This window comes from Streptomyces sp. JN8 (assembly GCF_055808075.1).
The window spans coordinates 3,654,004-3,678,114 of the sequence record NZ_CM147852.1 but is presented as its reverse complement, the minus strand read 5'-3'; the positions used below and the strand labels follow the sequence as shown (position 1 = coordinate 3,678,114).

Below are 24,111 nucleotides of genomic sequence, written 5' to 3'. Positions count from 1 at the left end.
GCGGTGAGCGTAGAGGCCGGGCGCTTGTCGGTCCAGGGGTGCGGGGCTAGCCTGAGGGGCAGATCTGACGGTCCATCAGAAAAGCCATGAGAGACATGGAGGGGTCATGACGGAACTGCCCCGCATCATCAGCGTCGACGACCACGTGATCGAGCCCGCCCACCTCTTCGAGACCTGGCTCCCGAAGAAGTACCGCGACCGCGGACCGCAGCCCCTGACGGCCGGCATCGGAGAGCTCGCCTACGTCGGCGGCAAGTACCGGATCACGATGGACCCGGACGGCCCGCCGGCCGACTGGTGGATCTACGAGGACCTCAGGTTCCCGTACAAGCGCAACATCGCCGCCGTCGGCTTCGACCGCGACGACATGACCCTGGAGGGGATCACCCGCGCCGAGATGCGGCGCGGCTGCTGGGACCCCCGGGCGCGCCTCGCCGACATGGACCTCAACCACGTCGAGGCCTCCCTCTGCTTCCCCACCTTCCCCCGCTTCTGCGGCCAGACCTTCGCCGAGGCGCACGACAAGGAGGTCGCCCTCGCCTGCGTCCGCGCCTACAACGACTGGATGGTCGAGGAGTGGTGCGGCGACAGCGGCGGCCGGCTCATCCCGCTCTGCATCATCCCGCTCTGGGACATCGACCTCGCCGTCGCCGAGATCCGCCGCAATGCCGCCCGCGGCGTCAGGGCCGTCACCTTCTCCGAGATCCCCACCCACCTCGGACTCCCCTCCATCCACTCCGGCTACTGGGACCCCTTCTTCGCCGTCTGCCAGGAGACCGGCACCGTCGTCAACATGCACATCGGCTCCAGCAGCCAGATGCCCGCCGCCTCGCCCGACGCCCCGCCCGCCGTCCAGGCCTCGCTCAGCTTCAACAACGCGATGGCCTCGATGATGGACTTCCTCTTCAGCGGGGTCCTGGTGAAGTTCCCGGCGCTCAAGCTCGCCTACAGCGAGGGCCAGATGGGCTGGATCCCGTACGCCCTCGAACGCGCCGACGACGTCTGGGAGGAGCACCGCGCCTGGGGCGGCGTCCGCGACCTGATCCCCGAGCCGCCGTCCACCTACTACTACCGGCAGATCTTCTGCTGCTTCTTCCGCGACAAGCACGGGATCGCCTCGCTGGACGTGGTCGGCCGCGACAACGCCACCTTCGAGACCGACTACCCGCACGTCGACTCGACCTTCCCGCACACCAAGGAGGTCGCCCTCGACCACGTCCGGGGCCTCGACGACGAGACGGTCTACAAGCTCATGCGCGGCAACGCCATCCGCATGCTCGGCCTCGACCTCGACCGGGGCACCGCCTGATGGACCTCTCCTGCACCGACGAGGAGGAGGAGTACCGCGCCCGGCTCCGGGAATGGCTCACCGCCGCCCTGCCCGGCCTCCCGCCGCGACCCGACCCGCTCGACTGGCCCGCCCGCCGGGCGTACGACTGCGGCTGGCAGCGCCGGCTGTACGACGCCGGATACGCCGACGTCCACTGGGACGCCTCCCCGACCCAGCGGCTGATCTTCCTGGAGGAGACCGAACGCGCCGGGGCGCCCTACGTCGGCGCCAACTTCGTCGGCCTCCTCCACGCGGGCCCGACCATCGCCGCCGAGGGCACGCCCGCGCAGCGCGCCCGCTGGCTGCCGCCGGTCCTGCGCGGCGACGAGGTCTGGTGCCAGGGCTTCAGCGAACCCGACGCCGGCTCCGACCTCGCCGCGCTGCGGACCCGCGCGGTCCGCGACGGCGACGCCTACGTCGTCACCGGCCAGAAGATCTGGACCTCGCACGCGGAGGTCGCCGACTGGTGCGAACTCCTGGTGCGCACGGACCCCGACGCGCCCTCCCGGCACCGGGGCATCACCTGGCTCGCCCTCCCCATGGACGCCCCCGGCGTCACCGTGCGGCCGCTGCGGACGCTCGCCGGCTCCACCGAGTTCGCCGAGGTCTTCCTCGACGAGGTCCGGGTGCCCGTACGGAACCGCGTCGGCGAGGAGAACGACGGCTGGCGCGTCACCATGGTCACCCTCTCCTTCGAACGCGGCACCGCCTTCGTCGGCGAGGTCGTCGCCTGTCGCCGCCTCCTCGGCGAACTGGCCCGCGCCGCCCGGAAGAACGGCACCTGGGACGACGCCGTCCTGCGCCGCCGCCTCGGCAGGCTCGTCGCCGAGTTCCAGGCCCTGTGGCGCCTCACCCAGGCCAACGTCAGCGAGGCCCAGGCCACGGGCGGGGTGCCCGGCGCCGGCGGCTCCGTCTTCAAACTCCACTACTCGCACGCCCGCCAGGAACTGTACGAGGCCGCCGCCGCCGTCCTCGGGCCCGACGCCCTGGACCTCGGCCGCGACTGGACCCTCGACCGGCTGTCCTCGCTCTCGTACACGATCGCGGCCGGCACCTCCCAGATCCAGCGCAACATCGTCGCCGAGCGCATCCTCGGCCTGCCGAAGGGCCGGTGAACCCCCGCCATGGACTTCCGACTCACCGAGGACCAGCGGGCCCTGCGGCGCGGTGTGCGGGAGCTGCTCGCGCGCCGCTTCGACCGCGAGGCGCTCCGGGAGGCCGTGGACGCGCCCGCGCCCGCGCTCGACCGGGGCCTGTGGCGGGAGCTCGGAGACGCCGGGTTCTTCGCCCTGCGGCTCCCGGAGGACGAGGGGGGCGTGGGCCTCGGCCTCCCCGAGGCGGTGCTCCTCTTCGAGGAGGCGGGCCGGGCGCTGCTGCCGGGGCCGCTGGTGGCCACCCACCTCGCGGCGGGGACCGTGCCGGGTGCGGCGGAGGGCACCGTCGTGGTGACGGCCGCCTCGGAGGGGCTGGTGCCGTGGCTGGACGAGGCCGACGCGGTGTCCGGGGACGTGACGGGCGCCGCGCCCCTGCGGTCGGTGGATCCGCTGACCCCGCTGCACCGGGTCGCCCGCACGGACGGGCACCCGGCGGGGGAGGCGGTGCTGCTCCACGCCGCCGAGCAGGTCGGGAGCGCCGGGCGGACCACCGAGGCGGCCGTCGCGTACGCGCGGGAGCGGGAGCAGTTCGGGCAGGTGATCGGCGGCTTCCAGGCCGTCAAGCACCTGTGCGCGGGCATGCTGGTGCGGGCGGAGCTGGCGCGGGCCGCCGTCCGGGCCGCCGCCGTCACCGCCGATCCGGTCGAGATCGCGGGGGCCAAGCTGCTGGCCGACGAGGCCGCCGTCGGGAACGCGCGGGACTGCCTCCAGGTGCACGGCGGGATGGGCTTCACCTGGGAGGCCGACGTCCATCTGCACCTGAAGCGGGCGTGGGTGCGGGCGCGGCTGGGGATGACGGCCGAGCGCGCGGAGGAGGCGGTGGCGGCGAGCCTGTAGCGCTCCGCGACATCCCGATGACGGAATGTCGATATCGGGTTGTGTCCTTCGGCGGGGCCGTCACGGCCCGGAGTCGGCCTCCGGCTCCGGTACGCTCCGTGGGATGCGAGTGCTCGTCGGCCCGGATCGTCCCGGTGTCGCCCCCGGGGCGGCCCCGTGGCCGGGAATGCCCGGCGCTCGCACCCGGCGTTCGACTACCCGCAGCGTGCGTCGCACAGTATGGACCATGCGTACTCCTTCGCGCTGGAATATGCCCGAAGCGCTTGTTGCGGTGACTGTACGTCAACCATGCTGTCCCACAAGGGAATCACGTTCCGTGAAGGTGTGTTGTCCGCCGGTTCGGATGGTGTGAGCGGTGCAGGTGCTTCAGGTGCAGTTGGAGGTCGGGCCCGACCCGGCCGAGGTGGGGCGAGCCCGGAGGTGGGCCCGGTCACGGCTCGCCGGCTCGGGCATAGGCGCAGACGACACGCTGGCCGAGACGCTGGTGCTGCTCATCTCCGAGCTCGTGACCAACGCGGTGGTGCACACCGGCTGTCCGGCCGTCCTGCGGATGCTGTTCGCGGCGGAGGGCGGCGTGCGCGTCGAGGTCGCGGACACGAGCGACCGCCCGCCGCGGCCCCGGCATGCGGAGGGCGACGACACCAACGGGCGCGGCCTGGAGCTGGTCGACGGCCTCGCCGACCGGTGGGGCTGGCAGCCCGAGGGCGTCGGCAAGAGCATCTGGTGCGAGGTGGACCCGGCGCCGGTCACGCCTCCGCAGAGCCGTGGACCCGTCCCCGGCCCGATGCACGGCCAGGGGCGCGGCCCCGGCCCCGGGGCGTCGATGACGCCCGGCCGGGTCCCCTGCTGACGGGCCGCGAGCGGGCGGGGCGCGGACGGACGCGCCGCTGACGGTCCGCCGCCGGGCGGCACCCGGCGGCGAGCGGGGTCTGCCAGGGTGCATGCCGCCGTCCGCCGTCCTTCGCCGTGCCCACCGTCCTGCGGCGCGTCTCCGTCCCGCGCCGCGTCTCAGGCCGTCGGCGCGTCTCCGGCCGTCGCCGTGGACGCGTGTGCCCTGTCCGCGTGCGCCCCTGTCCGTGTGTGCCTGTGGTCGTGTGCGCCGGGTGGGGTGACCCTCCCGGCCTGTCGCGGCTCAGAGGACGGCGACCGGTGCCACCGGCGTGCCCGTGCCGCCCACGAAGGGTTCGGGCATCGCGGCGAGCAGGAAGGCGTAGCGCCGCTCTTGTGCACAGGCTGTGGACAGGGATTCGAGATTCCAGTTCTGCCCCTGGAGCATGCCCATCTCCACCAGGTCGAGGGCGTGGACCGGCAGCCACAGGTCCTCGATCTCCGGCGGGAAGATCTCGAAGGTGAGGGTGTCGTTGGCGACGGCCGCGACGTCCCGCGCGTGGAACCACTCCGGGGTGCGGATCGAGAGGCCCGGTGACGGGAAGGCGTACCCGTGCTTGTCCCCGGCCAGGTACGACCGCATCTGACCCGTCCGTACGAGCACGATGTCGCCGGCCCGGACCGTGACGCCGCCGAACTCGGCCGCCTCGTCGAGGTCCTCCGGGGTGACCGCGTGGTCGCCCGGCAGCCGGTCCAGCCCCTTCGCCGCGGCCACGTCCAGCAGGACCCCGCGGCTCACCAGCCGGCGGACCGTGTGGATGCCGCTGAACCGCGAGCGGCCGTGCGGGGTGATGGTGTCGGCGGGGCGGCCGTTGTAGATGCGGCCCGAGTGGCTGACGTGGGTCAGGGCGTCCCAGTGGGTTCCGGCCTGGAGCCCGAGGGTCACGGCGTCGTCGCTGGTGGCGACCGTGCCGGGGCCGAAGAGCTCCTGGTTGATCTGCACCATCACATGGAGCGGGTTGACCCGGCCGGGGATCATGCCGGTCTGGACGCCGTCCTGCTCCAGGTCGACGGCGAGCGGGACGCGGTGGCCCGTGCGGACGGTGGCGACGGCCTCGCGCACGACCTCGTCCGTGACCAGGTTGAGGGTGCCGATCTCGTCGTCCTGGCCCCAACGGCCCCAGTTGTTGACGCGCTTGGCGATCTCGTGGAATGCGGCGGGCAGAGACATCGGGGCCTCCGGGGTCTTGTTCTCCGGTATCTGACGGACCGTAGAATCCTGTCGAGCAAGAATCTAACGGACCGTCAGAAACTGCGGGAGGGGCCGGACGTGGGGAACTTCTTGGCTGGCAAGGTCGTCGCCGTGACGGGCGCGGGGCGGGGCATCGGCCGCGCCGTGGCCCTCGCGTGCGCCGCCGAGGGCGCGAAGGTCGTCGTCAACGACTACGGGGTGTCGATCGAGGGCGGCGAACCGACCTCCGAGATCGCCCTGTCGGTGGTGAAGGAGATCGAGGCGGGCGGCGGCACGGCGGTCGCGGTCGCCGACGACATCTCGACGATGGCCGGCGGGCAGCGGGTCGTCGACGTCGCACTCGCCGAGTACGGCCGCCTGGACGGGGTCGCGTGCGTGGCGGGCATCCTGCGCGAACGGATGCTCTTCAACATGTCCGAGGAGGAGTGGGACCCGGTCGTCGCCACTCACCTGAAGGGCACGTTCACGGTCTTCCGGGCCGCCTCGGCGGTCATGCGGCGGCAGAAGACCGGCACCCTGATCGGCTTCACCAGCGGCAACCACCAGGGCTCGGTGGCGCAGGCCAACTACGCGGCCGCCAAGGGCGGGATCATCTCCCTCGTGCGCTCCGCGGCCCTCGGCCTCCACAAGTACGGGGTGACGGCGAACGCCGTGGCGCCCGTGGCACGGACCCGGATGTCGGCGAACGTCCCCATGGAGCTGGCCGAGATCGGTGAGCCGGAGGACGTGGCGGCCCTCGTCGTCTACCTGCTCTCCGAGCGGGCCCGCGCGGAGCGGATCACCGGACAGGTCTACACGATCGCCGGCCCGAAGATCGCGGTCTGGGCCCAGCCCAGGGAACTGCGGGCGGGCTACGCCGAGGGCGGCTGGACGCCGGAGCGGATCGCGGACTTCCTGCCGGGCACGGTCGGGGCGGACCCCATGCCGATGCTGGCGCGCCTGGAGGAGATGGCCCGGGCCGCGGCCGCCGGCGACCGCCCGAACGCGACGCCGGCCCCCGACACCGCCGCCCGTACCGCCACGAGTGGGGAGAACGGCTCATGAGGGGCGTGGTGTTCGACGGGAAGCAGGTCGCCGTCGTCGACGACCTGGAGGTGCGCGACCCCGGCCCGGGCGAGGTGCTCGTGGGGATCGCGGCGGCCGGCCTCTGCCACAGCGACCTCTCGGTCGTCGACGGCACCATCCCCTTCCCCGCGCCCGTCGTCCTCGGGCACGAGGGCGCCGGGGTCGTCGAGGCGGTCGGGCCCGGCGTCCGGCACGTCGTCCCGGGCGACCACGTGGCCCTGTCGACCCTGGCGAACTGCGGGGCCTGCGCGGACTGCGACCGGGGCCGGCCCACCATGTGCCGGAAGGCCATCGGGAGACCGGGACAGCCGTTCTCGCGGAACGGGAGCCCCCTCCACCAGTTCGCCTCGAACTCCTCGTTCGCCGAGCGGACCGTGGTCAAGGCGGTCCAGGCGGTGAAGATCCCGCAGGACATCCCGCTGACCTCCGCCGCGCTGATGGGCTGCGGCGTCCTCACCGGCGTCGGGGCCGTGCTGAACCGGGCGAAGGTCGGGCGCGGCGAGACGGTCGTCGTCATCGGCACGGGCGGGATCGGGCTCAACGTCCTGCAGGGCGCGCGGATCGCGGGCGCGCTGACGATCGTCGCCGTCGACACCAACCCGGCGAAGGAGGAGGTGGCCCGGCGGTTCGGGGCGAGCCACTTCCTCACCTCCACCGACGGCGTACGGGAGATCCTGCCCACCGGCGCCGACCACGTCTTCGAGTGCGTCGGCCGCACCGGGCTCGTCCGCACGGCGATCGACCTCCTCGACCGGCACGGCCAGGCCGTCCTGCTCGGCATGACCGCGCCCACGGCGGAGGCGGCCTTCCTGCCCGCGGCGATGTTCCTGGACAAGTCGATCCTGGGCTGCCGGTACGGCTCCTCCCGGCCGCAGCGGGACATCCCCCTCTACGCCGAGCTGTACCGCTCGGGCCACCTGCTCCTCGACGAACTCGTCACCGCCACCTACCCGGTGGAGGACTTCGCGAGGGCCGTGGAGGACGCGGAGGCCGGCAAGGTGGCCCGCGGGGTCCTCACGTTCTGACGGTGCCGCCCGGCGGCCGGCGAAAACGGGGTGAGCCCCGCGGACCCACCCCGCTACGGTCCGGGGATGTCCTACCGCGAGCTCGCCACCCGCCCCGTTCTCGCCTGGTCCGCCGTCACCGCCGCCGGCCGTCTCCCCGTCGCCATGGCCCCGCTCGCCCTGGTGTTCCTCGTCCGGGAGCGCCCCGGCGGGTACTCGCTCGGAGCCGTGCTCGCCGCCGCGTACGTCCTCGGGGAGATCGCGGCCGCGCCCGTCCTGGGCATGCGGCTGAACGCCGCGCGCGCCCGGCCTCAGCTCGCCGCCGGACTCGGCGTCGGAGCCGCCGGGTTCACCGGCCTCGGCCTGCTGCCGACGGCGCACCCCGCGGTGCTCGCCGTCCTCGCCGTGCTCGCCGGAGCCGGGCCGGCCGCCGTGCCCGGCGGGCTGCGCGCGCTCCTCACCGCCCTCGTCCCCGAGCGGGCCGTGACCCAGGCGATGAGCATGGAGTCGATGCTGACCTTCGGCATCTGGGCCGCCGCCCCGGCCCTCGTCACCGGCCTCGCGCTCGGCGTCGCCCCCGCCGCGCCCCTGCTGCTCATGGGCGGTCTGATGGCGGTGTCCGTCGCCGGGCTGCGGGCGCTCCCGCCCGGCTGGCACCAGGAGGCCGGGGAGGGCGGCGGGTCGACGCGGCGGGCGCTGCTCCGGGCGTGGCCCGTGTACGTCCTCGGCGCGGCCGGCCTGACGCTGCTCGCGCTCGCCGAGCTGATCCTGCCCGCCCTCCTCGAACAGCGCGGCATCGGCATCGGGTGGGCGGGGGCACTCCTCGCCGGGTTCTCGGTCGGCGCGGCGGTCGGCGCGTTCCTGTACGGCCTCCGGGGGCGCTGGCCGGGCCCGCTGGCGCTCCAGTCGCTCGTCCTGGTCCTCGCCGTCGCCGCGGGCGTCGCCCTGGTGGCCCTCCTGCCCTCGGTGCCGGGGATCGCGGTGGCCCTGACGGCGGCCGGACTGCTCCAGGCCCCGGCGAGCCTGGCCCGGAGCCTGGCCCTGCGGGAGCTCCTGCCGCCCTCGGCGCTGGCCGCCGGGTACTCGGTCATGTACGCGGCGGTGGGGGCCGGTTACGCGGCGAGCGGCGGCCTCGCGGGCGGTCTGCTCAAGGTCGCGGCCCCGTCGACCGCGATCCTCTGGGGCGTCGGCCTGACCGTCCTGCTGGCCCTGGTCGGCGCGGCGGGCGAACGGCGACTCGTCCGACGGCGGCGGGACGGGGACGAGGCGGAGGGCGACCGGCCGGAGCCGGGCAGGTCGGAGCCGGGCAGGTCGGAGGCCGGCGGATCGGAGGCCGCCAGGTCGGGACCCGGCACGTGCGACGGTGATCGGTCCGACGGCGATCGGTCGGGCGGCGATCGGCGGGCCGGTGGCGGGGCCCGGGGCGACGGGGCGGACGCCCGCCCGTCCCGGTCGCGGTCTCAGGGGGCCGGGTCGGAGACGGATCCCGAGGCCGCCGGTGCCGTCTCCGACCCGGACCCCGGGGCCGCGGACGCGGCCGTGCGGAACGTCCGGCGGTAGGACGTCGGCGTCACCCCGATCGCGCTCATGAGGTGCACCCGCAGCGACTGCGCCGTGCCGAAGCCGGCGTCCTGCGCGACCCGGTCGACGGGCAGGCCGGTGGACTCCAGGAGGTGCCGGGCGCGCTCGACGCGCTGCTGCGTCAGCCACTGGCCCGGGCTGACGCCCACCTCGTCGCGGAAGCGGCGGGTGAACGTCCGCACGCTCATCGCCTCCTGGCCGGCCAGGTCCCGCAGCTGGATCGGCTCGTGCAGGTGGGCCAGCGCCCACGCCCGCGCGGTCGTCGTGGTGTGGGTGCCCGCCTCCGGCAGGGGCCGCTCGATGTACTGCGCCTGACCGCCGTCCCGGTGCGGCGGCACCACGGTCCTGCGGGCCACGTCGTTGGCGACGGCCGTGCCGTGGTCGCGGCGCACGATGTGCAGGCACAGGTCGATCCCGGCGGCGACGCCCGCCGAGGTGAGGACGTCCCCGTCGTCGACGAACAGCACGTCCGCGTCGACCCGGACGCGCGGGAAGAGCCGCTGGAAGTGCTCGGCCGAGGACCAGTGGGTGGTGGCCGGGCGCCCGTCGAGGAAGCCGGCGGCGGCGAGCACGTACCCGCCGGTGCAGATGGAGACGAGCCGGGTGCCGGGTCGGATGAGCGCCAGCGCGGCGGCCAGCTCCCCGGTGAGCCGGCCCTCCTCGTAGACCGGCCCGAGTTCGTACGAGGCCGGGACGACGACGGTGTCGGCGGTGGCCAGGGCCTCCGGCCCGTGCTCGACGTGGATCGCGAAGTCCGCGTCCGTCCGCACCGGCCCGGCCGCCGTCGCGCAGGTGACGATCTCGTACAGCGGGCGGCCCGCGGCGTCCTTCGCGCGGCCGAAGATGCGGTGCGGAATGCCCAGTTCGAAGGGGAGGAGACCGGGCAGCGCGAGCACGGCGACGCGGTGCGGGGGCGGTTCGGGCGACGGCTGCACGGGCGGTGCTCCCTCCGGGATCGTTCGAAAACCAGTGGTGGTGTAGACCACGTGGTGATAGGTCTACCTCTCCGTGACGGACAACACGTACAAGTCTGAGGCCGCCGAGCGGATTCCCGCCCCGGCCGAGCCGCCCGCACTGTGGAACCGTAACTTCCGGCTCTTCTTCGTCGCCCGGGGCGTCGCCGTCTTCGGCGAGGGCATGGTCCCGGTCGCCTTCGCCGCCGGACTCCTCGGCGCCGGCCACTCCGGCGCCACCGTCGGCTACGCGCTCGGCGGCTGGACCGCCGCCTTCGCCCTCTTCGTCCTCTTCGGCGGCGTCCTCGCCGACCGCTTCACCGCCCGCCGCATGATGATCCTCGCGGATCTGCTGCGGCTGCCCGGAGCCGCCGTCCTCGCCGTCGCCTTCGCGCTCGGCGCCCCGCCCCTCTGGGCCGTCTACACGCTGTCCGTCCTCAGCGGCGTCGGCGCCGCCCTCTTCCAGCCGGGCGTCGCCTCGACCATCCCGCGCATCGCCCCTGACGTGCAGCGCGCCAACGCCGTCCTGCGGGTGATGGAGGCCCTCATGATCATGGCCGGCCCGGCGGCCGCGGGCGTGCTCGTCGCCGTGTGGAGCGCGGGCGCGTCCTTCGCCGTCAACGGCGTGACGTTCGCCGTGAGCGCCCTCTGCCTCACCCTGATGCGGATCGCCCCGATCCCCTCCGACGCGCTGCGGCGGGACTCGCTGGGCGCGGAGCTGGCCGGTGGATGGCGGGAGTTCAGGGCGCGGACCTGGCTCTGGGGCGTCATCGCCATCTGGACCGTGTACGGGCTCACCGTGGCCGGACCCATGGTGCCGCTCACCGCGAGCCTGGTCACCGGGGAGCACGGCTCCGCCGTGTACGGCGTGCTGATGGCCGTCAACGGCGCGGGCAGCGCCGCCGGCGGTCTGCTCGCCCTCCGGCTGCGCCCCCGCGCCCCGCTCGCGGCGGGCGCGGTCGCCCTCCTCGGCCTCCCCGTCAACCTCGCGCTGCTGGGTCTCGGCGCGCCCGTGGCGCTGCTCGGCACGGGCCAGTTCATCGGGGGCGCGGCCTTCGCCTTCTGGCTGGTGATGTGGTCGACGTCCGTCCAGACGCACGTGCCGCAGGAGGCGCTGAACCGGATGCACGCCTACGACGTGGCCGGATCGCTCCTGATGATGGGCGTCGGGCGCACCCTGTCGGGGCCGGTCGCGGCGGCCGTCGGCACGGAGGAGGTGCTGCTGACGGGGGCGGGGATCGCGGTCCTCGTGGTGGGCGCCCTCTTGGCGGTGCGCCCGATCAGGACCCTGCCGAGGGCGGCCTGAGCGGCGACGTGGAGCCCGGTGCTGCCTGTCCGGCGCGGCGTCCCGGCTCCGCCCCCCGTGTCCCGATCCGTTCGAAAGCTGTCGTCCGGGCCAATGGTCCGGGGCCGGGACGGACCGGGATGCTCGGTGGCATGGCCCAGACAACCGAGACGCCGTCCGCCGGCCCGCCCGACGGGCGGGCACCCCGCCTCCCGCGGCAGCCGCGCCCCCGGCGCACGCCCCGAGTCCACCGCGCCTGGTTCGTCGCGGCGGTCACCTTCGTCACGATCATCGGCGCGGCGGCGTTCGCCTCGCTCCCGGGCCTGCTGATCGAGCCGCTGCACCGGGAGTTCGACTGGTCGCGCGGCACCATCGGCTTCGCCGTCTCGGTGAACCTCGCGCTCTACGGCCTCACGGCCCCGTTCGCCGCCGCCCTCATGGACCGCTTCGGCATCCGCCGGATCGTCGCCGCGGCGCTCTCCGTCATCGCGCTGGGCTCGGTGCTCACGGTCTGGATGACGGCGGCGTGGCAGCTCGTCCTCCTCTGGGGCGTGCTCGTCGGGCTCGGCAGCGGCTCCATGGCCCTCGCGTTCGCGGCGACCGTCACCAACCGCTGGTTCACCGCCCGGCGGGGCCTGGTGACGGGCATCCTCACGGCCGCCGGCGCGTCCGGGCAGCTGGTGTTCCTGCCGCTGCTGTCCTGGCTGGTCGAGCACCACGGCTGGCGCCCGGCCGCGGTGACCGTCGGGCTCGCCGCCCTCGCGGTCGTCCCGTTCGTCTGGCTGCTGCTCCGCGACCACCCCGCCGACGTCGGGCTCGCCCCGTACGGCGGGGAGTACGCCGACAAGCCGGCGCCCGTCACGGGCGCCGCCCGCCGCGCGCTCTCGGTCCTGTCCAGGGCGGCCCGCACGGGCCCCTTCTGGCTGCTCGCGGGGACCTTCGCGATCTGCGGCGCCTCGACGAACGGCCTGGTGAAGACCCACTTCGTGCCGGCCGCCCACGACCACGGGATGCCGGTGACGGCGGCGGCGGGACTGCTCGCGGTCATCGGCGTCTTCGACGTCGTCGGCACCATCGCCTCCGGCTGGTTCACCGACCGCTTCGAGGCCCGCAGGCTCCTCGCGGTCTACTACGCGCTCCGCGGCGTCTCCCTGCTCTTCCTGCCGATGCTGCTCGCGCCGGCCGTGCACCCGCCGATGCTCTTCTTCATCGTGTTCTACGGCCTGGACTGGGTGGCGACGGTCCCGCCGACGATCGCCCTGTGCCGCGAGCACTACGGCGAGGACTCGGCGATCGTCTTCGGCTGGGTGCTCGCCTCCCACCAGGTGGGCGCGGCGGTCGTCGCGTTCGCGGGCGGTGTGGCCCGCGACGTCTTCGGCTCCTACGACGTCGTCTGGTACGCCTCGGGCGCGCTGTGCGCGGCGGCGGCCCTGATGGCCCTGGTCATCCGCCGCCCCGGGGCGCGGCCGGTGTCCCCGGCGGGGGCGTGACGAGCACCGGGGGTGATCGCACGCGGGCGGCCGGGGCGCCCGGCCTAGGAGCCGAGTCGCCCGAACCTCCCCCGGTGGAAGAGCAGGGGCGACGCGTCGCCGTCCTCCTGTGCGCCCAGGGCCTCCACCCGCCCCACCACGATCAGGTGGTCGCCCCCGGTGTGCACGGCGGCGATCGCGCAGTCGATCCAGGCGGGGGCCCCGGCGAGGCGGGGGGAGCCGGTGGCGGGGGACGGGATCCAGTCGACCCCGGCGAACTTGTCCGCCCCGCTGACCGCGAACGACCGGCACAGCGGCCCCTGCCCGGCCCCGAGGATGTTGACGCAGAAGGTGCCCGCGCCGGCGATCCTGGGCCAGGTCGTCGAGGTCCGGGCGACCATGAAGGCGACCAGGGGCGGGTCGAGGGAGAGGGAGGCGAAGGACTGGCAGGCGAAGCCGGCCGGTCCGTCCGTGTCGAGGGCGGTCACGATCGTGACCCCGCTCGCGAAGTGGCCGAGGACGCGGCGGAACTCGGCCGGGTCGACGGGTGGTCGCTCGTCCTCCCGTACCGCGCGCAGTACCGGCCGGGGCAGTGGTTCCACGGCCGTCGGCGAACCGGCCGCTCTCAGGTGTCGGACGACGGTGGCCGCCATCCCCGCGTGTCCCATCACACCGTTCATTGAACCTGACGGTTCGTCAGATGAGAAGGGCGGGGACGGTGAAGACCCGGCGGGGACGCCGGGCACGCGAGAGCCCCCGGTGCGGCGGTCCCGCCGCACCGGGGGCTCGTCACGCGGACGACCGCGGGATCAGCCGGCGACGGCCCCCGTCGCCCGGGTCCAGGCCACACCCGAGGCGTGCCCGGTGCGGTGGGCGGTCACCCGGACGGTGATCTTCGTCCCGCGCTGGGCCGTGCCGAGCGTGAACGTGGCCCGGGTGGCCCCGCTGATCGCCCGCCCGTTCGCGTACCACTGATACGCGTACGAGCTCGGCGCCGGAGTCCACGTCCCCCGGTTCAGCGTGAGCGTCCGCCCGACCCTGACCGTGCCGGTGAGGGCCGGGGCCTTGGTGGCCTTGGGCGCGTACCCGTACGCGGAGGTGTATCCGACGGTCGTGTACGCCCCGCTCAGGTGCCCGGTGCGGTGGGCCGTCACGGTCACCGAGAGCTTCTTCCCGGCGACGGCGCCGCCGATGACGTACGTCGACCCGGTCGCGCCGGAGATCGCGACGCCGTCGGCCCGCCACTGGTAGGTGTACGAGGTCGGCGCGGGCGACCAGGTGCCGACCACGGCCGTCATCCGGTTGCCCACCCGCGTGGAGCCGGAGACGTACGGCAGCTTGGTGGGCCTGGGCGCGAGACCCTTGACGACCAGGGCGCCGGTCGTGGCGGTGACCAGCGGCTGCCCGGCCCTCCGCGCGGTCACCGCCAGGGAGAGCTGCCTGCCCTGGAGGGCGGCGGGGACCGTGTACGTGGACGCGGTGGCCCCGGCGATCGCGACCCCGTCGGCCCGCCACTGGTAGGCGTACGACTCGGCGGCCGGCGTCCAGGTCCCGGCCGTCGCCGTCACCTTGCCGCCGACGACGGCGGTGCCGGTGACACCGGGGGCCGTGGTGGCGCGGATCGGGGCGACGACGGTGGCCTTGCCGCGCGCGAACGTGGCACCGTCGTGCGTGACCACGCTCAGGTTCAGCGCGGTGCGCGGTGCGCTCGTCAGATCCAGAGCGACGCTCATGCTCCGCCGGTCGGGAGCGACGGAGACCGTCGTGGACCGGGCGCGGAAGCCGCCGCCGGACACCTCGACGACGTCCTTCTCGTGCAGCGCCGCGCCGGTGACCGTCATCGTGATCTTCCCGGCGCCCACGGTGGCGGGGCCCACGGTGGTGATGGTCCGGGTCACCGTGCCGCAGGTGGACGAGCAGATCGCGGTGGCGCGCACCTCGGTGGGCGCCTGCGCGGGAACGGACGGCAGCCCGATCACGAGCGTCGTCGGCCGGGGGGCGAACGTGGAGTACTCGCCGGGCACCCGGCAGTCGTGGTACCCGCGGTGGCTTCCGTCGCAGAGATCCGCGCGGGTCCTGTCGTACAGCCGGGGCGTGGGCTGCTTGCGGAGTTCCTGCGCGGGCGTGAACGAGAGCCTCAGCACGTCGTTCGTCGCCGTCGGGAGTACCGCGCAGAGCGTGGACCGCTGCTCGGACAGGGTGTCGACGAGCGGCCCGAAGCCGTAGGTGATGTCCGGGATCGGCGCGCACTCCGGCGCGGGCCCGGTGGCCGTGCCGATGCGGACGGCGTCGAGGCGGTAGGCGGGGGTGGTGGTGCCGCCGGACGCGACCTGGACGACGGCCTGGTAGCCGGTGGAGCCGGAGACGGCACAGCCGGCGCCGAAGTCCTCACACGCCGGCCTGCCCTTCGCGTCGTAGACCCCGTGCCCGATCGCGTTCCCCGTCGCCGTGTACCGGGCGTCGAGGTACAGGGTGTCCCGCGCGTCCGCCGTGGTCACCCGGTGGCACACGAGGGTGCCGTCCGCCGCCGGGGCGCCGGAGGCCGACGGGGCGCCGACCTTCGCGGCCGCGGTCGCGACACAGCCGCGCGCGGTGGCGGTGACGTCCCGGCGGACGAGCGTGTGCTCGACGGGAGCGCCGCTCTGGCCGCCGGGGACGAGGACCGTGTGCGAGAGTCCGGGCGACAGCGCGCAGTCGTCCTGGGTCTCGCCCCATTCGTTGCCGCCGCAGACCGTCCTGCCGTTCTCGTCGAGCACCCTGAAGTCGAGGGCTTGGGGGCTCTCGACCCTGATCAGCTCGCGAGCGGAGTGGTCGTTCGCCGGGATCGTCAGGCAGTCCCCGAAGATCCCGGTGCCGGTCCGCACGGTGGCCCGTGCCGACTGCGCGGTGAAGTCGCCCGCCGGGAAGGTCCGGCAGTCGCTCGCCACGTCCGTGCGGTGGACGGTGAGACCGTAGCCGCCGGTCGCCCCGCCCCGGGATCCACGCTCCACCAGGAGGCTGTAGGGGGCGGTGCCGCTCAGGCCGCAGGTGCCCGAGGACAGCTGCTCCTCGGTCCAGCAGAGGAGGGCGCCCGTGGCGTCGATCACCGAGAGGTCGGGCGTGACACCGTCCTCGTCCTCGGAAGCCGCCAGGACGGCCACCCGGGAGCCCTGCGGCACCGGGAGGTTCAGGCAGTCGACCTCGCCGGGCGTGCCGAGCGCGGCCCGGCGGGGCTGTCCGAGTGCCACGTTCTGGCAACCCTCGGCGGCGGACCTCCGGTCGAGGATCCGCACGTCCTGGTCGGTGATCAGGGTGTACGTGACGCCCGCGACGAGTCGGCAGGAAACCGTGTCCTCGCAGATCCGGCCGCCCGGCGCGTACAGCGTGAGCGTGCCGGGAAAGCCGGACGGCTGGACGGCCCGCACGTCGTAGGCGCCGGTCACGGCCGGCGTGAACGTCTTGCACTCGGCCGGCGGCGAGACCCGCGTCGGCGCCGTGCCGTAGGCGTTCACGCCGACGGTCGCGCAGCCCACCGGGTGGGAGATCTGCCGGACCCGCAGGGTGTACGGGACGGAGGAGTCGAGGTGCGCGAGGACGCGGTAGCCGCCGGTCCCCGCGGGCAGCACGCAGTCGTAGCCGACACTGCAGAGGTGCTTGCCCGTGTCGTCGGTGATCCAGGCGCTGACGTTGGCGAAGGCGCCCTGGGGCTGGATCTTCGAGGTGACCAGCTCGCCCGGCGCCGCGGTGAAGGGGTGGCAGACGATGCCGGCGCCGTCGGCCGTGCCCGTCGTCGGGGCCGTACCGAAGCCGCTGTCGGCCGGATCCGGGCAGCCGGAGGTCCCCGCCATGAGCGGGACGACGGCGAGCCGGGTGTCCGAGAGCCGGTAGTCGGAGGTGGCGAGGCCGAGCGTGTACGTGCCGACGGCCAGCGCGCAGGGGCGCTCGTCCAGCAGGGGGCAACTGACGGGCGTCCCGCCGGAGGAGAGGGTGACGGACGGGACGCCACCGTCCAGAACGAAGCGGTGCAGTCCCGGCTTCTCCACGGTGACCGTGAAGCAGGCGGTGCTGTTCGGCTCCATCGTGACCCGCCGTGCCGCGTCACCCGGGTCGCCCAGCGGGGCGAGCGGCAGGTCGGGGCAGGGGGCGGTGGTGGGTTCCGTCGGGTTCGGCGACGGTTCGGCGGTCGGCGCCGGCGCGGGCGTCGGGTCCGCCGTCGCGGACGGCTCGGGCGCGGGCGCCGCCGGGTCCTGGGCCGGTGCCGCGCTCACCGGGGGCACCGGCGTCGGCGGCGTCGCCGCCAGCGCCGGACCCGACGGGAGCAGCGGGCTCAGGAGCGCCGTCAGCAGCGCCGGGACGAGCAGAAGCGAGCTGCGGGATCTTCTCGATCTACCGGATCCACCGGATCCACCAAGTTTCTCGGATCTGTCAGATCTACCGGATCCACCAGGTCTCTCGGATCTGTCAGATCCGCCGGATCTTCCAGATCCTTCGGATCCATCGCGCGAGCGCGCGGAGTCGGGCATTCCGTTCCCCCCGGAGCGGCAGTGTGTGGCATATGCGGCTCACACCATAGGGCCCCGGTACGACACACTCCGCTACCGCCCCTCGTACCGCGCCTCCCGCCGCTCCACGAAGCTCGTCACCCCCTCCTTCGCGTCCCTCGTCGTCATGTTGATCTCCTGCGCCGCCGCCTCCGCAGCGAAGGCGGCGGCGCGGTCCGTGTCCAGGGACGCGTTCACCAGCTGCTTCGTCAGCGCCAGGGCCCGCGTCGGGCCCTGGGCCAGGCGTTCCGCCCACACGCGGGCCGTCTTCGGCAGGTCCTCCGCGGGGACGACCCGGTTCACCAGGCCCAAACCGTGCGCCTCCGCCGCCGACACCGCGTCTCCGAAGAACATCAGCTCCTTCGCCCGCTGCGGCCCGATCAGCCGCGGAAGCAGGTACGCCCCGCCGCCGTCCGGGACCAGTCCCCGCCGGACGAACACCTCGATGAAGCGGGCCGACTCGGCCGCCAGGACCAGGTCGCACGCGAACGCGAGGTGCGCCCCGATGCCGGCCGCCGTCCCGTTCACCGCCGCGATCACCGGTTTCTCGCAGTCGAGCACGGCCCCGATGAAGCGCTGCGCGCCGCGCCGGATCGTGCGCGCCACGTCCCCCGGGACGGTCTCCGTGATCGCCGGCGCGCCCCGCAGGTCCGCCCCGGCGCAGAAGCCGCGGCCCGTCGCCGTCACCACCACGGCCCGGACGTCCGGGTCGGCGGAGGCCTCGTCGAGCAGAGCCATGATGCGTTCCCGCTGGTCCCAGGTGACCGCGTTCATCGCCTCCGGGCGGTTGAGGGTGATCCACGAGACGCCGTTCTCGACGGCGTGCAGTACCTCGGGCATGGCGTCCTTCACCTCTGGTCTCCTCAGCGGCAGACCGCGAGCGCGTCCAGGGCCACCGCGCCCTGCCCGCGCGGCAGCACCATCAGCGGGTTGATGTCGAGTTCGGCGAGGTCGCCGTCGAGTTCCAGCGCCATCCGCTGGACCCGCAGCACCACCTCGACGAGCGCGTCCACGTCGGCCGGCGGCGCGCCCCGCACCCCGTCGAGGAGGGCACGGCCGCGCAGCTCGGCGAGCATCGAGCGGGCCTCGTGCTCGCCGAACGGCGGGACCCGTACGGCCGTGTCGTCGAGGACCTCCACCAGGACCCCGCCGAGCCCCACCGTCACGGTCGGCCCGAACAGTTCGTCGCGGGTCACGCCCACCACCATCTCGACGCCCCGCCCGACCATCTGGCAGACGAGGATCCCGTCGAGGTCGATCGACTCGAAGCGGGCGATGTCGGTGAGTTCGCGGTACGCGTCCCTGACCTGGCTCGCGGAGGTCAGCCCCACCTTCACCAGGCCCAGTTCGGTCTTGTGGGCGAGCTGGGCGCCGGAGGCCTTCATCACGACCGGGTAGCCCACCAGGCCGGCGGCCCGGACGGCGGCCGCGGCGCTGGTGACGAGCTGCTCGCGGGGCACCCGTATCCCGTACGCCCGCAGGAGCTGCTTCGCCGCGTGCTCGCTGAGCCTCCGTCCGGGCCGCATGAGGGCCTGGGCCTTGCGGAACGACGGGGAGGGGGTGCGGGGGGCCTCGTCGAAGGGGGAGCGGTAGGTGCCGGTGAAGCGGTGGTGGTCGAGGTAGGCCTTCACGGCCCCGATGCAGTTGGCGAACGTGCGGAAGGTGGCGACGCGCGAGGAGCCGAGCAGGGTGGTGCGGTAGGCGTCCTCCGTACCGACCGGGGACCCCCACACCACGCAGACCAGCTTGTCGGTGGCCTCCGCCGCGTCGACGAGGTCCTGGGCGAGCCGGTCGCTCATGGGCGGGAACGGTCCGGTGATGGGACAGATCAGCACGCCGACCGACGGGTCGGCGAGGATCGCGTCGATGATCTTCCGGCCGCGCCAGTCGCCCACCGGGTGACCGCCGTTGTCGACGGGGTTGGCGACGCTCAGGTACTCCGGGATCCACTGGTGGAGTTCGTCCTGCCGGGCCTGCGGGAGGGCGGGCAGCCGCAGGCCGGCCGCGGTGGCGAGGTCGGCGAAGTGGGCTCCGGTGCCGCCGGAGATCGAGTAGACGACCACGCCGTCGGCCTGCGGCCGGCGGGCGCGGGCGAGCAGGGTCGCGGTGTCCTGGAGCTGGTCGAGCCCGTCGACCCTGATCACCCCGAACTGGCGCATGGCGGCGTCGACGACCCGGTCGGCGCCGGTGAGCTTGCCGGTGTGGGAGGCGGCGGTACGGGCCCCGGTCTCGGTCCGGCCGACCTTCACGGCGACGACGGGGACGCCGTGACGGGCGGCCCGGTCGGCGGCGAGGAGGAAGGACCGGCCGTCCTTGAGGCCCTCGACGTAGCAGGCGATGGCGCCGACCTCGGGCCGTCCGGCGAAGTACGAGAGGAAGTCGGCGGTCTCCAGGTCGGCCTCGTTGCCGGTGGGCGCCCAGTGGGAGAGGCGGACGCCGAGCTCCTGGAGGGTGAAGACGGGCCGTCCCTGGTGGCCGGACTGGGTGATGAGGGCGACGGCGGGGCCGTCGAGGTCCTCGCGGAAGCGCTCGAAGGCGTTGAGGTTGGTGTTGGGGCCCAGGAGGCGGATCCCGGAGCGGCGGACGGCGGCGGCGAGACGTTCCTGCGCGGCGGCCCCGGCCGCGCCGGTCTCGGCGAAGCCGGAGGCGAACGCGACCGCGAACCGCACCTTGGTCTCGGCGAGTTCCTCGATCACGGGCAGCGGGTCGGCGACGAGGAGCACGGCGAGGTCGACGGGTTCGGCGAGCGCGCCGACGGAGGGCACGCAGGGGATCCCGAACACGCTGGTACGGGTGGGGTGCACGGGCACCAGCCGGGCCCCGACCCGCTCGGCCCAGGCGAGCAGCTGCCGGGTGATCCCGGTGTTGGGTCGGCCCTCGGCGTCGGAGGCGCCGACCACGGCGACGGACTCGGGGCGGAAGAACCGGTCGAGGTCGGGCACGGCGGCGTACAGCGGTCGTCCGCTGACGTCCTGGTCGCCGGGGGCGGCGGTGACCCCGTGCACGGCGGCGCGGGGCGACTCCCCGCAGGCGACCACGCGGGCGCGGAGATCGGTGGTGAAGGTGCCGTGTGTCGATCCAAGCATGTGTTCCGCCCGCCCTTCACCCATCCGTATACACCTGACGATCAGTCAGATTACAGAACTGACGCGCAGTCAGGAATAGGTGCGGGGCGGCCGGTCCCCGGGCCCGCTACCGGGCGATCCTCCGGGCGATCTTCTCCGCGTCGATGGCGAGTTCGCGGAACATCCCGCTGATCGGGTTCGTGAACCCGGTGAAGTACAGTCCGGGCGCCTCGCGCGGGCAGCGGGCCCCGTGCACCACCGGGTGCCCGCGCCCGTCGAGCACGTCCAGGTGGCCGACCAGCGGCTCCAGGGCGCGCCGGTAGCCGGTCGCCGCGATCACCGCGTCCGGGGCGATCCGGGAGCCGTCCGCGAGGATCACCTCGCCGCCCTCGAAGGCCTCCACGGCCGCGACGACCTCGACCTTCCCCGCCCGCACCGCGGCGATCAGGCCCACGTCCTGGACCGGGATCGCCCCCTCGCGCTGGCGCGTGGCGATGCCCTTGTCGGGGCGGGGGAGTCCGTACGCCGAGAGGTCGGGCGTCCCGACCCGGGCCGCCAGGGCGCCCAGCCGGTCGACGAGCCCCCTCGGCAGGCGGCGGACGAGGATGCCGGAGCGCTGGGCGGGCCAGCCGGCCGTGGTGCGCTTGACGATGTGCGGGACGGTCCGCACGGCCAGCCGCACCCGGGCGGCGCCGCCGTCGGCGAGGTCGGCGGCGATCTCGGCGCCGGTGTTGCCGATGCCGACGACGAGGACGTCCTGCCCGGTGTAGGGCTCGGGGTTGCGGTAGGCGCGGGCGTGGTCGAGCCGGCCCTCGTACCCCTCCCGGCCGGGCCACTCGGGCAGTCGCGGGGTGTGGTTGTAGCCGGTGGCCACGACGACCGCCCGGCCGGTCAGCCGGCGGCCGCCGGTCGCGTGCAGGACCCAGTCGGCGCCCGCCCGCTCGACGCGGAAGACCTCGACGCCCGTCACGATCTCCAGTTCGTGCCTCTCGGCGTACTTCTCCAGGTAGCGCACCACGTCCGCGCGGGCGACCCAGCGTCCGAAGGAGCGGGGGATCCGCAGCCCGGGGAGGGCGGAGAGCCGCCGGGTGGTGTGCAGCCGCAGCCGGTCGTAGTGGGCGCGCCAGGAGGCGCCGACGGCGTCGGACTTCTCCAGGACGACGGCCCGGACGCCCCGCGCGCGCAGGGCGGCGGCGACGGCGAGACCGCCGGGGCCCGCGCCGATGACGTACACGGGGTGGTCAGCCTGTGGAGGGAGTGCAAGGGGGGTGGTGGCCATGAATGCTGAGCGTAATGACGTGTACACGCTGTGGGTCTCGGTCAAGAGGGATTTCGGTTGCGAATCGGTCACGCCGGACGCCCGCCGCGACCGCCGGACACCCGCCCCTTGCGCCCGGGGCCCGGCTGCGCTGAACTGACGTACCGTCAGGTCCAGTGGTTTCCCACGAGGGGGAGCGCGCATGCAGACCGTCTGGCTCACCGGCGCCGAATGGCTCGCCGTCCTCCGCATCGGCCTCGGCCTGTGGTGGCTGGAGAGCTGGCGCCACAAGGACAGGAAGGGCTGGTTCGAGCGCGGCACCGGCATCGCCTGGGCCGCCGACGTCGCGGGCCGGCACCGGTGGCCGCCGGTCAGGAAGGGGTTCGACGCGGTCGTCGCCCCCCGCCCCCAGCTCATGGCGTACGTCGTCGTCTACGCCGAACTCGCCCTCGGGCTCGGACTGGTGACCGGATTCCTCACCCCGGTCGCCCTGGTCGGCGGCCTGCTGCTCAACCTGCTCTACCTCGTCCTGATGATCCACGACTGGGCCGAGCAGGGGCAGAACGCCATGATGGCCCTCATCTCGCTCGTCGCCCTCTTCGCCGTGTCCTGGCAGACCTGGTCCCTCGACCACGCGATCGGACTCTTCCTGTGACGGCCGCCGACCCCGAGACCGACGCCTTCACCCGCCCGTACTGGGACGCCGCCGCCGGGGGCCACCTCCTGCTGCGCCGCTGCGCCGCCTGCGGCCGGGCCCACCACTATCCGCGCGAGTTCTGCCCGCACTGCTGGAGCGAGGACGTCGTGTGGGAGCGCGCGAGCGGCCGCGCCACCCTCTACACCTGGTCGGTCGTCCACCGGAACGACCTCCCGCCCTTCGGCGAGCGCGTCCCGTACGTGGCGGCGGTCGTCGACCTCGCCGAGGGGCCGCGCATGATGACGGAGGTGGTGGACGTCCCGGAGGCGGAGCTCCGGATCGGCATGGCACTCCGGGTCGCCTTCCGGCCCGAGGGGGAGGCGACCGTCCCCGTCTTCACGGCGGGCGACCTCCCGGCGCCGGACGCACGGCGGACGCCGGACGCGCGGACGGCGGGATGCGGCGGGGGAGCCGACGGCTGACCGGCGGCGGGCCTGTGGCCGATGGGCGGGACCTGCGCGGGGCCTGCGGCCCACCGGTCGGCGAGCACGCAGCGGACCTGGGGCCGACGCGCGGCCGACCGCCGGCCGACCGGCGGCCGACCTGCGGGGAGAGCGCCCCCGCCGGAGCCCGTGGGCTCACACCCCGACGGCCCCGTCGATCCGTTCGCGGAGCAGGTCGGCGTGGCCGTTGTGGCGGGCGTACTCCTCGATCATGTGCACCAGCACCCAGCGCAGGGAGACCGTGCCCCGCCACCCGTCGTCGCCCGCCACGTCGAGGTGCGGGGCGTCGGCCACGAAGGCCCGGGCGAAGGCGACTTCGGAGTTCCAGGCCGCCCACGACTCCGCGACGACCCCGGGCTCGGGGCCGGCGCCGTCGAAGTCCCCCTCGGGGACCTCCGGCGAGGAGAAGCGCAGCTCGACGTCCTCCCCGGCCAGCACGGAACGGAACCAGCGGCGCTCCACGTCGGCGAGGTGCCGCACGAGACCGAGCAGGGACAGCGAGGAGGGCGGCACGGACCGGGTGGCCGACTCCGGTCCGAGACCGGCGCACTTCAGCCGCAGCGTGGCGCGCTGGGCCTCCAGCACGCCCACGAGCACCGCCTTCTCGTCGCCGGTCGCGGGCCCGCCGAAGCGGTCCTCGGCGTCGGCCGCGGTGAACAGTTCGATCCGTCGCTCGGGAATCCTCATACCCGCATCATGGGTCAGCGCGGCGCCGCCGCGCGCGCGATGTGGGGAGCCGCGTCCGCCAGGGACCGGAAGTGCCGGTGGGCCCCGGAGTGCGGCACCTCCGTGTTCACCGTCCAGACCGTCATCCCGGCCGCCAGGCCGGAACGCACCCCGGACGGGGCGTCCTCGATCACGAGGCAGTCGTCCGGGTCCGCCCCCAGCCGCTCGGCCGCCAGCAGGTACGGCACCGGGGACGGCTTCCCCTCGGACACCGACGCCGCGTCCACCACCAGCTCCGGCACCGGGAGCCCGGTGCGCTCGAACCGGCCCCGCACCCGGTGCCCGTAGTTCGACGTCACCAGGGCCCACCGGCCGGCCGGCAGGGCCTCCAGCAGCGCGGCCGCCCCCTCGAAGGCCCCGTAGGAGCCCGTACGGACGTCCTCGTCCTCCAGGGCGTGCAGCAGGGCGAGGCAGGCGTCCGGATCCTGGTCCGGGACCACCGAGGCGAAGGTCTCGACCGGCCGCGTCCGGAGCGCGACGGCGTACACCTCGTCCCCGTCGAGCCCGTACCGCGCGGCCCACTCGTGCCAGACGCGGCGCTGATTGGCGACGGCGTCCACGAGCGTGCCGTCGACGTCGAAGAGGATGAACTTTCCGCTGGTCACGGGCGCGATGGTACGGGGCGGACCCGCCCGGCCGCCCCG

The 24,111-nt window shown here is 74.4% G+C and carries 20 protein-coding genes; 11 read left to right on the top strand and 9 right to left on the bottom strand.

Annotated elements, in window-relative coordinates; all coding sequences use genetic code 11:
- Nucleotides 1-106: 106 nt before the first annotated feature.
- From ACY0MR_RS15970 to ACY0MR_RS15955, 4 genes are all read left to right on the top strand, one after another.
- A complete protein-coding gene (locus ACY0MR_RS15970; protein ID WP_473561287.1) occupies nt 107-1,309 on the top strand; it encodes an amidohydrolase family protein in 1,203 nt (400 codons plus the stop codon).
- Complete coding sequence (locus ACY0MR_RS15965; RefSeq protein ID WP_473561285.1) at nt 1,309-2,445, top strand: acyl-CoA dehydrogenase family protein; 1,137 nt, start codon at nt 1,309-1,311, stop codon at nt 2,443-2,445. Before ACY0MR_RS15970 ends, ACY0MR_RS15965 begins: the two co-directional genes overlap by 1 nt.
- A 9-nt stretch (nt 2,446-2,454) precedes the next feature.
- The gene (locus ACY0MR_RS15960) at nt 2,455-3,321 is read left to right on the top strand and encodes an acyl-CoA dehydrogenase family protein (protein WP_404079526.1); all 867 of its coding nucleotides are present in this window, start codon (nt 2,455-2,457) and stop codon (nt 3,319-3,321) included.
- A gap of 355 nt (nt 3,322-3,676) precedes the next feature.
- Nucleotides 3,677-4,171 carry an ATP-binding protein gene (locus ACY0MR_RS15955; protein ID WP_388792558.1) on the top strand — a complete coding sequence of 165 codons (495 nt, stop codon included), beginning with the start codon at nt 3,677-3,679 and terminating at the stop codon, nt 4,169-4,171.
- A 282-nt stretch (nt 4,172-4,453) separates the two neighbouring features.
- On the opposite strand, the gene ACY0MR_RS15950 is transcribed toward ACY0MR_RS15955, so the two are convergent.
- The gene (locus ACY0MR_RS15950) at nt 4,454-5,380 is read right to left on the bottom strand and encodes a cyclase family protein (protein ID WP_392041635.1); all 927 of its coding nucleotides are present in this window, start codon (nt 5,378-5,380) and stop codon (nt 4,454-4,456) included.
- A 99-nt stretch (nt 5,381-5,479) separates the two neighbouring features.
- On the opposite strand from ACY0MR_RS15950, the gene ACY0MR_RS15945 reads away from it, so the two are divergent.
- The 3 genes from ACY0MR_RS15945 to ACY0MR_RS15935 all read left to right on the top strand — a co-directional run bounded on the left by ACY0MR_RS15945 (nt 5,480) and on the right by ACY0MR_RS15935 (nt 9,030).
- On the top strand, nt 5,480-6,445 hold the full coding sequence (locus ACY0MR_RS15945; RefSeq protein WP_473561282.1) for an SDR family NAD(P)-dependent oxidoreductase: 966 nt from the start codon (nt 5,480-5,482) through the stop codon (nt 6,443-6,445).
- The gene (locus ACY0MR_RS15940) at nt 6,442-7,491 is read left to right on the top strand and encodes a Zn-dependent alcohol dehydrogenase (RefSeq protein ID WP_392861769.1); all 1,050 of its coding nucleotides are present in this window, start codon (nt 6,442-6,444) and stop codon (nt 7,489-7,491) included. Before ACY0MR_RS15945 ends, ACY0MR_RS15940 begins: the two co-directional genes overlap by 4 nt.
- Before the next feature lie 66 nt (nt 7,492-7,557).
- Nucleotides 7,558-9,030 carry an MFS transporter gene (locus ACY0MR_RS15935; RefSeq protein ID WP_473561280.1) on the top strand — a complete coding sequence of 491 codons (1,473 nt, stop codon included), beginning with the start codon at nt 7,558-7,560 and terminating at the stop codon, nt 9,028-9,030.
- Here ACY0MR_RS15935 and ACY0MR_RS15930 read toward each other — a convergent pair.
- Complete coding sequence (locus ACY0MR_RS15930; RefSeq protein WP_388792568.1) at nt 8,931-9,986, bottom strand: GlxA family transcriptional regulator; 1,056 nt, start codon at nt 9,984-9,986, stop codon at nt 8,931-8,933. The genes ACY0MR_RS15935 and ACY0MR_RS15930 overlap by 100 nt on opposite strands.
- A gap of 73 nt (nt 9,987-10,059) precedes the next feature.
- Between ACY0MR_RS15930 and ACY0MR_RS15925 the strand changes: the two genes are divergently transcribed.
- The gene (locus ACY0MR_RS15925; RefSeq protein WP_388792570.1) at nt 10,060-11,310 is read left to right on the top strand and encodes an MFS transporter; all 1,251 of its coding nucleotides are present in this window, start codon (nt 10,060-10,062) and stop codon (nt 11,308-11,310) included.
- A gap of 131 nt (nt 11,311-11,441) precedes the next feature.
- The gene (locus tag ACY0MR_RS15920; RefSeq protein ID WP_388792572.1) at nt 11,442-12,779 is read left to right on the top strand and encodes an MFS transporter; all 1,338 of its coding nucleotides are present in this window, start codon (nt 11,442-11,444) and stop codon (nt 12,777-12,779) included.
- Nucleotides 12,780-12,823: 44 nt separating this feature from the next.
- Here ACY0MR_RS15920 and ACY0MR_RS15915 read toward each other — a convergent pair whose 3' ends face one another.
- From ACY0MR_RS15915 to ACY0MR_RS15895, 5 genes are all read right to left on the bottom strand, one after another.
- On the bottom strand, nt 12,824-13,438 hold the full coding sequence (locus ACY0MR_RS15915; protein WP_398473150.1) for a flavin reductase family protein: 615 nt from the start codon (nt 13,436-13,438) through the stop codon (nt 12,824-12,826).
- A gap of 129 nt (nt 13,439-13,567) precedes the next feature.
- The gene (locus ACY0MR_RS15910; protein WP_473561277.1) at nt 13,568-17,005 is read right to left on the bottom strand and encodes a hypothetical protein; all 3,438 of its coding nucleotides are present in this window, start codon (nt 17,003-17,005) and stop codon (nt 13,568-13,570) included.
- A 327-nt stretch (nt 17,006-17,332) separates the two neighbouring features.
- Nucleotides 17,333-18,118 carry an enoyl-CoA hydratase/isomerase family protein gene (locus tag ACY0MR_RS15905; RefSeq protein ID WP_473561275.1) on the bottom strand — a complete coding sequence of 262 codons (786 nt, stop codon included), beginning with the start codon at nt 18,116-18,118 and terminating at the stop codon, nt 17,333-17,335.
- A 23-nt stretch (nt 18,119-18,141) separates the two neighbouring features.
- Complete coding sequence (locus tag ACY0MR_RS15900; RefSeq protein WP_473561273.1) at nt 18,142-20,364, bottom strand: acetate--CoA ligase family protein; 2,223 nt, start codon at nt 20,362-20,364, stop codon at nt 18,142-18,144.
- A 106-nt stretch (nt 20,365-20,470) separates the two neighbouring features.
- Nucleotides 20,471-21,622, bottom strand: a complete 1,152-nt coding sequence (locus ACY0MR_RS15895; RefSeq protein WP_473561271.1) for a flavin-containing monooxygenase — start codon at nt 21,620-21,622, stop codon at nt 20,471-20,473.
- 181 nt (nt 21,623-21,803) lie between these two features.
- Between ACY0MR_RS15895 and ACY0MR_RS15890 the strand changes: the two genes are divergently transcribed.
- Nucleotides 21,804-22,256, top strand: coding sequence for a DoxX family protein (locus ACY0MR_RS15890; RefSeq protein ID WP_473561269.1), 453 nt, complete (start codon nt 21,804-21,806; stop codon nt 22,254-22,256).
- Nucleotides 22,253-22,720: a Zn-ribbon domain-containing OB-fold protein gene (locus ACY0MR_RS15885; RefSeq protein ID WP_404079510.1), complete on the top strand. Its 468-nt coding sequence runs from the start codon at nt 22,253-22,255 to the stop codon at nt 22,718-22,720. Before ACY0MR_RS15890 ends, ACY0MR_RS15885 begins: the two co-directional genes overlap by 4 nt.
- A gap of 156 nt (nt 22,721-22,876) precedes the next feature.
- Here the strand turns inward: ACY0MR_RS15885 and ACY0MR_RS15880 are convergent, their stop codons facing one another.
- Both ACY0MR_RS15880 and ACY0MR_RS15875 read right to left on the bottom strand, forming a co-directional pair.
- Nucleotides 22,877-23,428, bottom strand: coding sequence for a DinB family protein (locus ACY0MR_RS15880; protein ID WP_388792586.1), 552 nt, complete (start codon nt 23,426-23,428; stop codon nt 22,877-22,879).
- A 14-nt stretch (nt 23,429-23,442) separates the two neighbouring features.
- The gene (locus ACY0MR_RS15875; protein WP_388792588.1) at nt 23,443-24,072 is read right to left on the bottom strand and encodes an HAD-IA family hydrolase; all 630 of its coding nucleotides are present in this window, start codon (nt 24,070-24,072) and stop codon (nt 23,443-23,445) included.
- Between the last annotated feature and the right edge of the window lie 39 nt (nt 24,073-24,111).

Excerpts from the sequence above, each read along its gene's own strand:
- ACY0MR_RS15920 (WP_388792572.1), top strand. The coding sequence starts at position 11,442 with ATGGCCCAGACAACCGAGACGCCGTCCGCCGGCCCGCCCGACGGGCGG.
- ACY0MR_RS15905 (WP_473561275.1), bottom strand. The coding sequence starts at position 18,118 with ATGCCCGAGGTACTGCACGCCGTCGAGAACGGCGTCTCGTGGATCACC.
- ACY0MR_RS15900 (WP_473561273.1), bottom strand. The coding sequence starts at position 20,364 with ATGCTTGGATCGACACACGGCACCTTCACCACCGATCTCCGCGCCCGC.
- ACY0MR_RS15915 (WP_398473150.1), bottom strand. The coding sequence starts at position 13,438 with ATGAACGGTGTGATGGGACACGCGGGGATGGCGGCCACCGTCGTCCGA.
- ACY0MR_RS15965 (WP_473561285.1), top strand. The coding sequence starts at position 1,309 with ATGGACCTCTCCTGCACCGACGAGGAGGAGGAGTACCGCGCCCGGCTC.
- ACY0MR_RS15940 (WP_392861769.1), top strand. The coding sequence starts at position 6,442 with ATGAGGGGCGTGGTGTTCGACGGGAAGCAGGTCGCCGTCGTCGACGAC.
- ACY0MR_RS15880 (WP_388792586.1), bottom strand. The coding sequence starts at position 23,428 with ATGAGGATTCCCGAGCGACGGATCGAACTGTTCACCGCGGCCGACGCC.
- ACY0MR_RS15950 (WP_392041635.1), bottom strand. The coding sequence starts at position 5,380 with ATGTCTCTGCCCGCCGCATTCCACGAGATCGCCAAGCGCGTCAACAAC.
- ACY0MR_RS15895 (WP_473561271.1), bottom strand. The coding sequence starts at position 21,622 with ATGGCCACCACCCCCCTTGCACTCCCTCCACAGGCTGACCACCCCGTG.
- ACY0MR_RS15970 (WP_473561287.1), top strand. The coding sequence starts at position 107 with ATGACGGAACTGCCCCGCATCATCAGCGTCGACGACCACGTGATCGAG.
- ACY0MR_RS15935 (WP_473561280.1), top strand. The coding sequence starts at position 7,558 with ATGTCCTACCGCGAGCTCGCCACCCGCCCCGTTCTCGCCTGGTCCGCC.
- ACY0MR_RS15960 (WP_404079526.1), top strand. The coding sequence starts at position 2,455 with ATGGACTTCCGACTCACCGAGGACCAGCGGGCCCTGCGGCGCGGTGTG.
- ACY0MR_RS15890 (WP_473561269.1), top strand. The coding sequence starts at position 21,804 with ATGCAGACCGTCTGGCTCACCGGCGCCGAATGGCTCGCCGTCCTCCGC.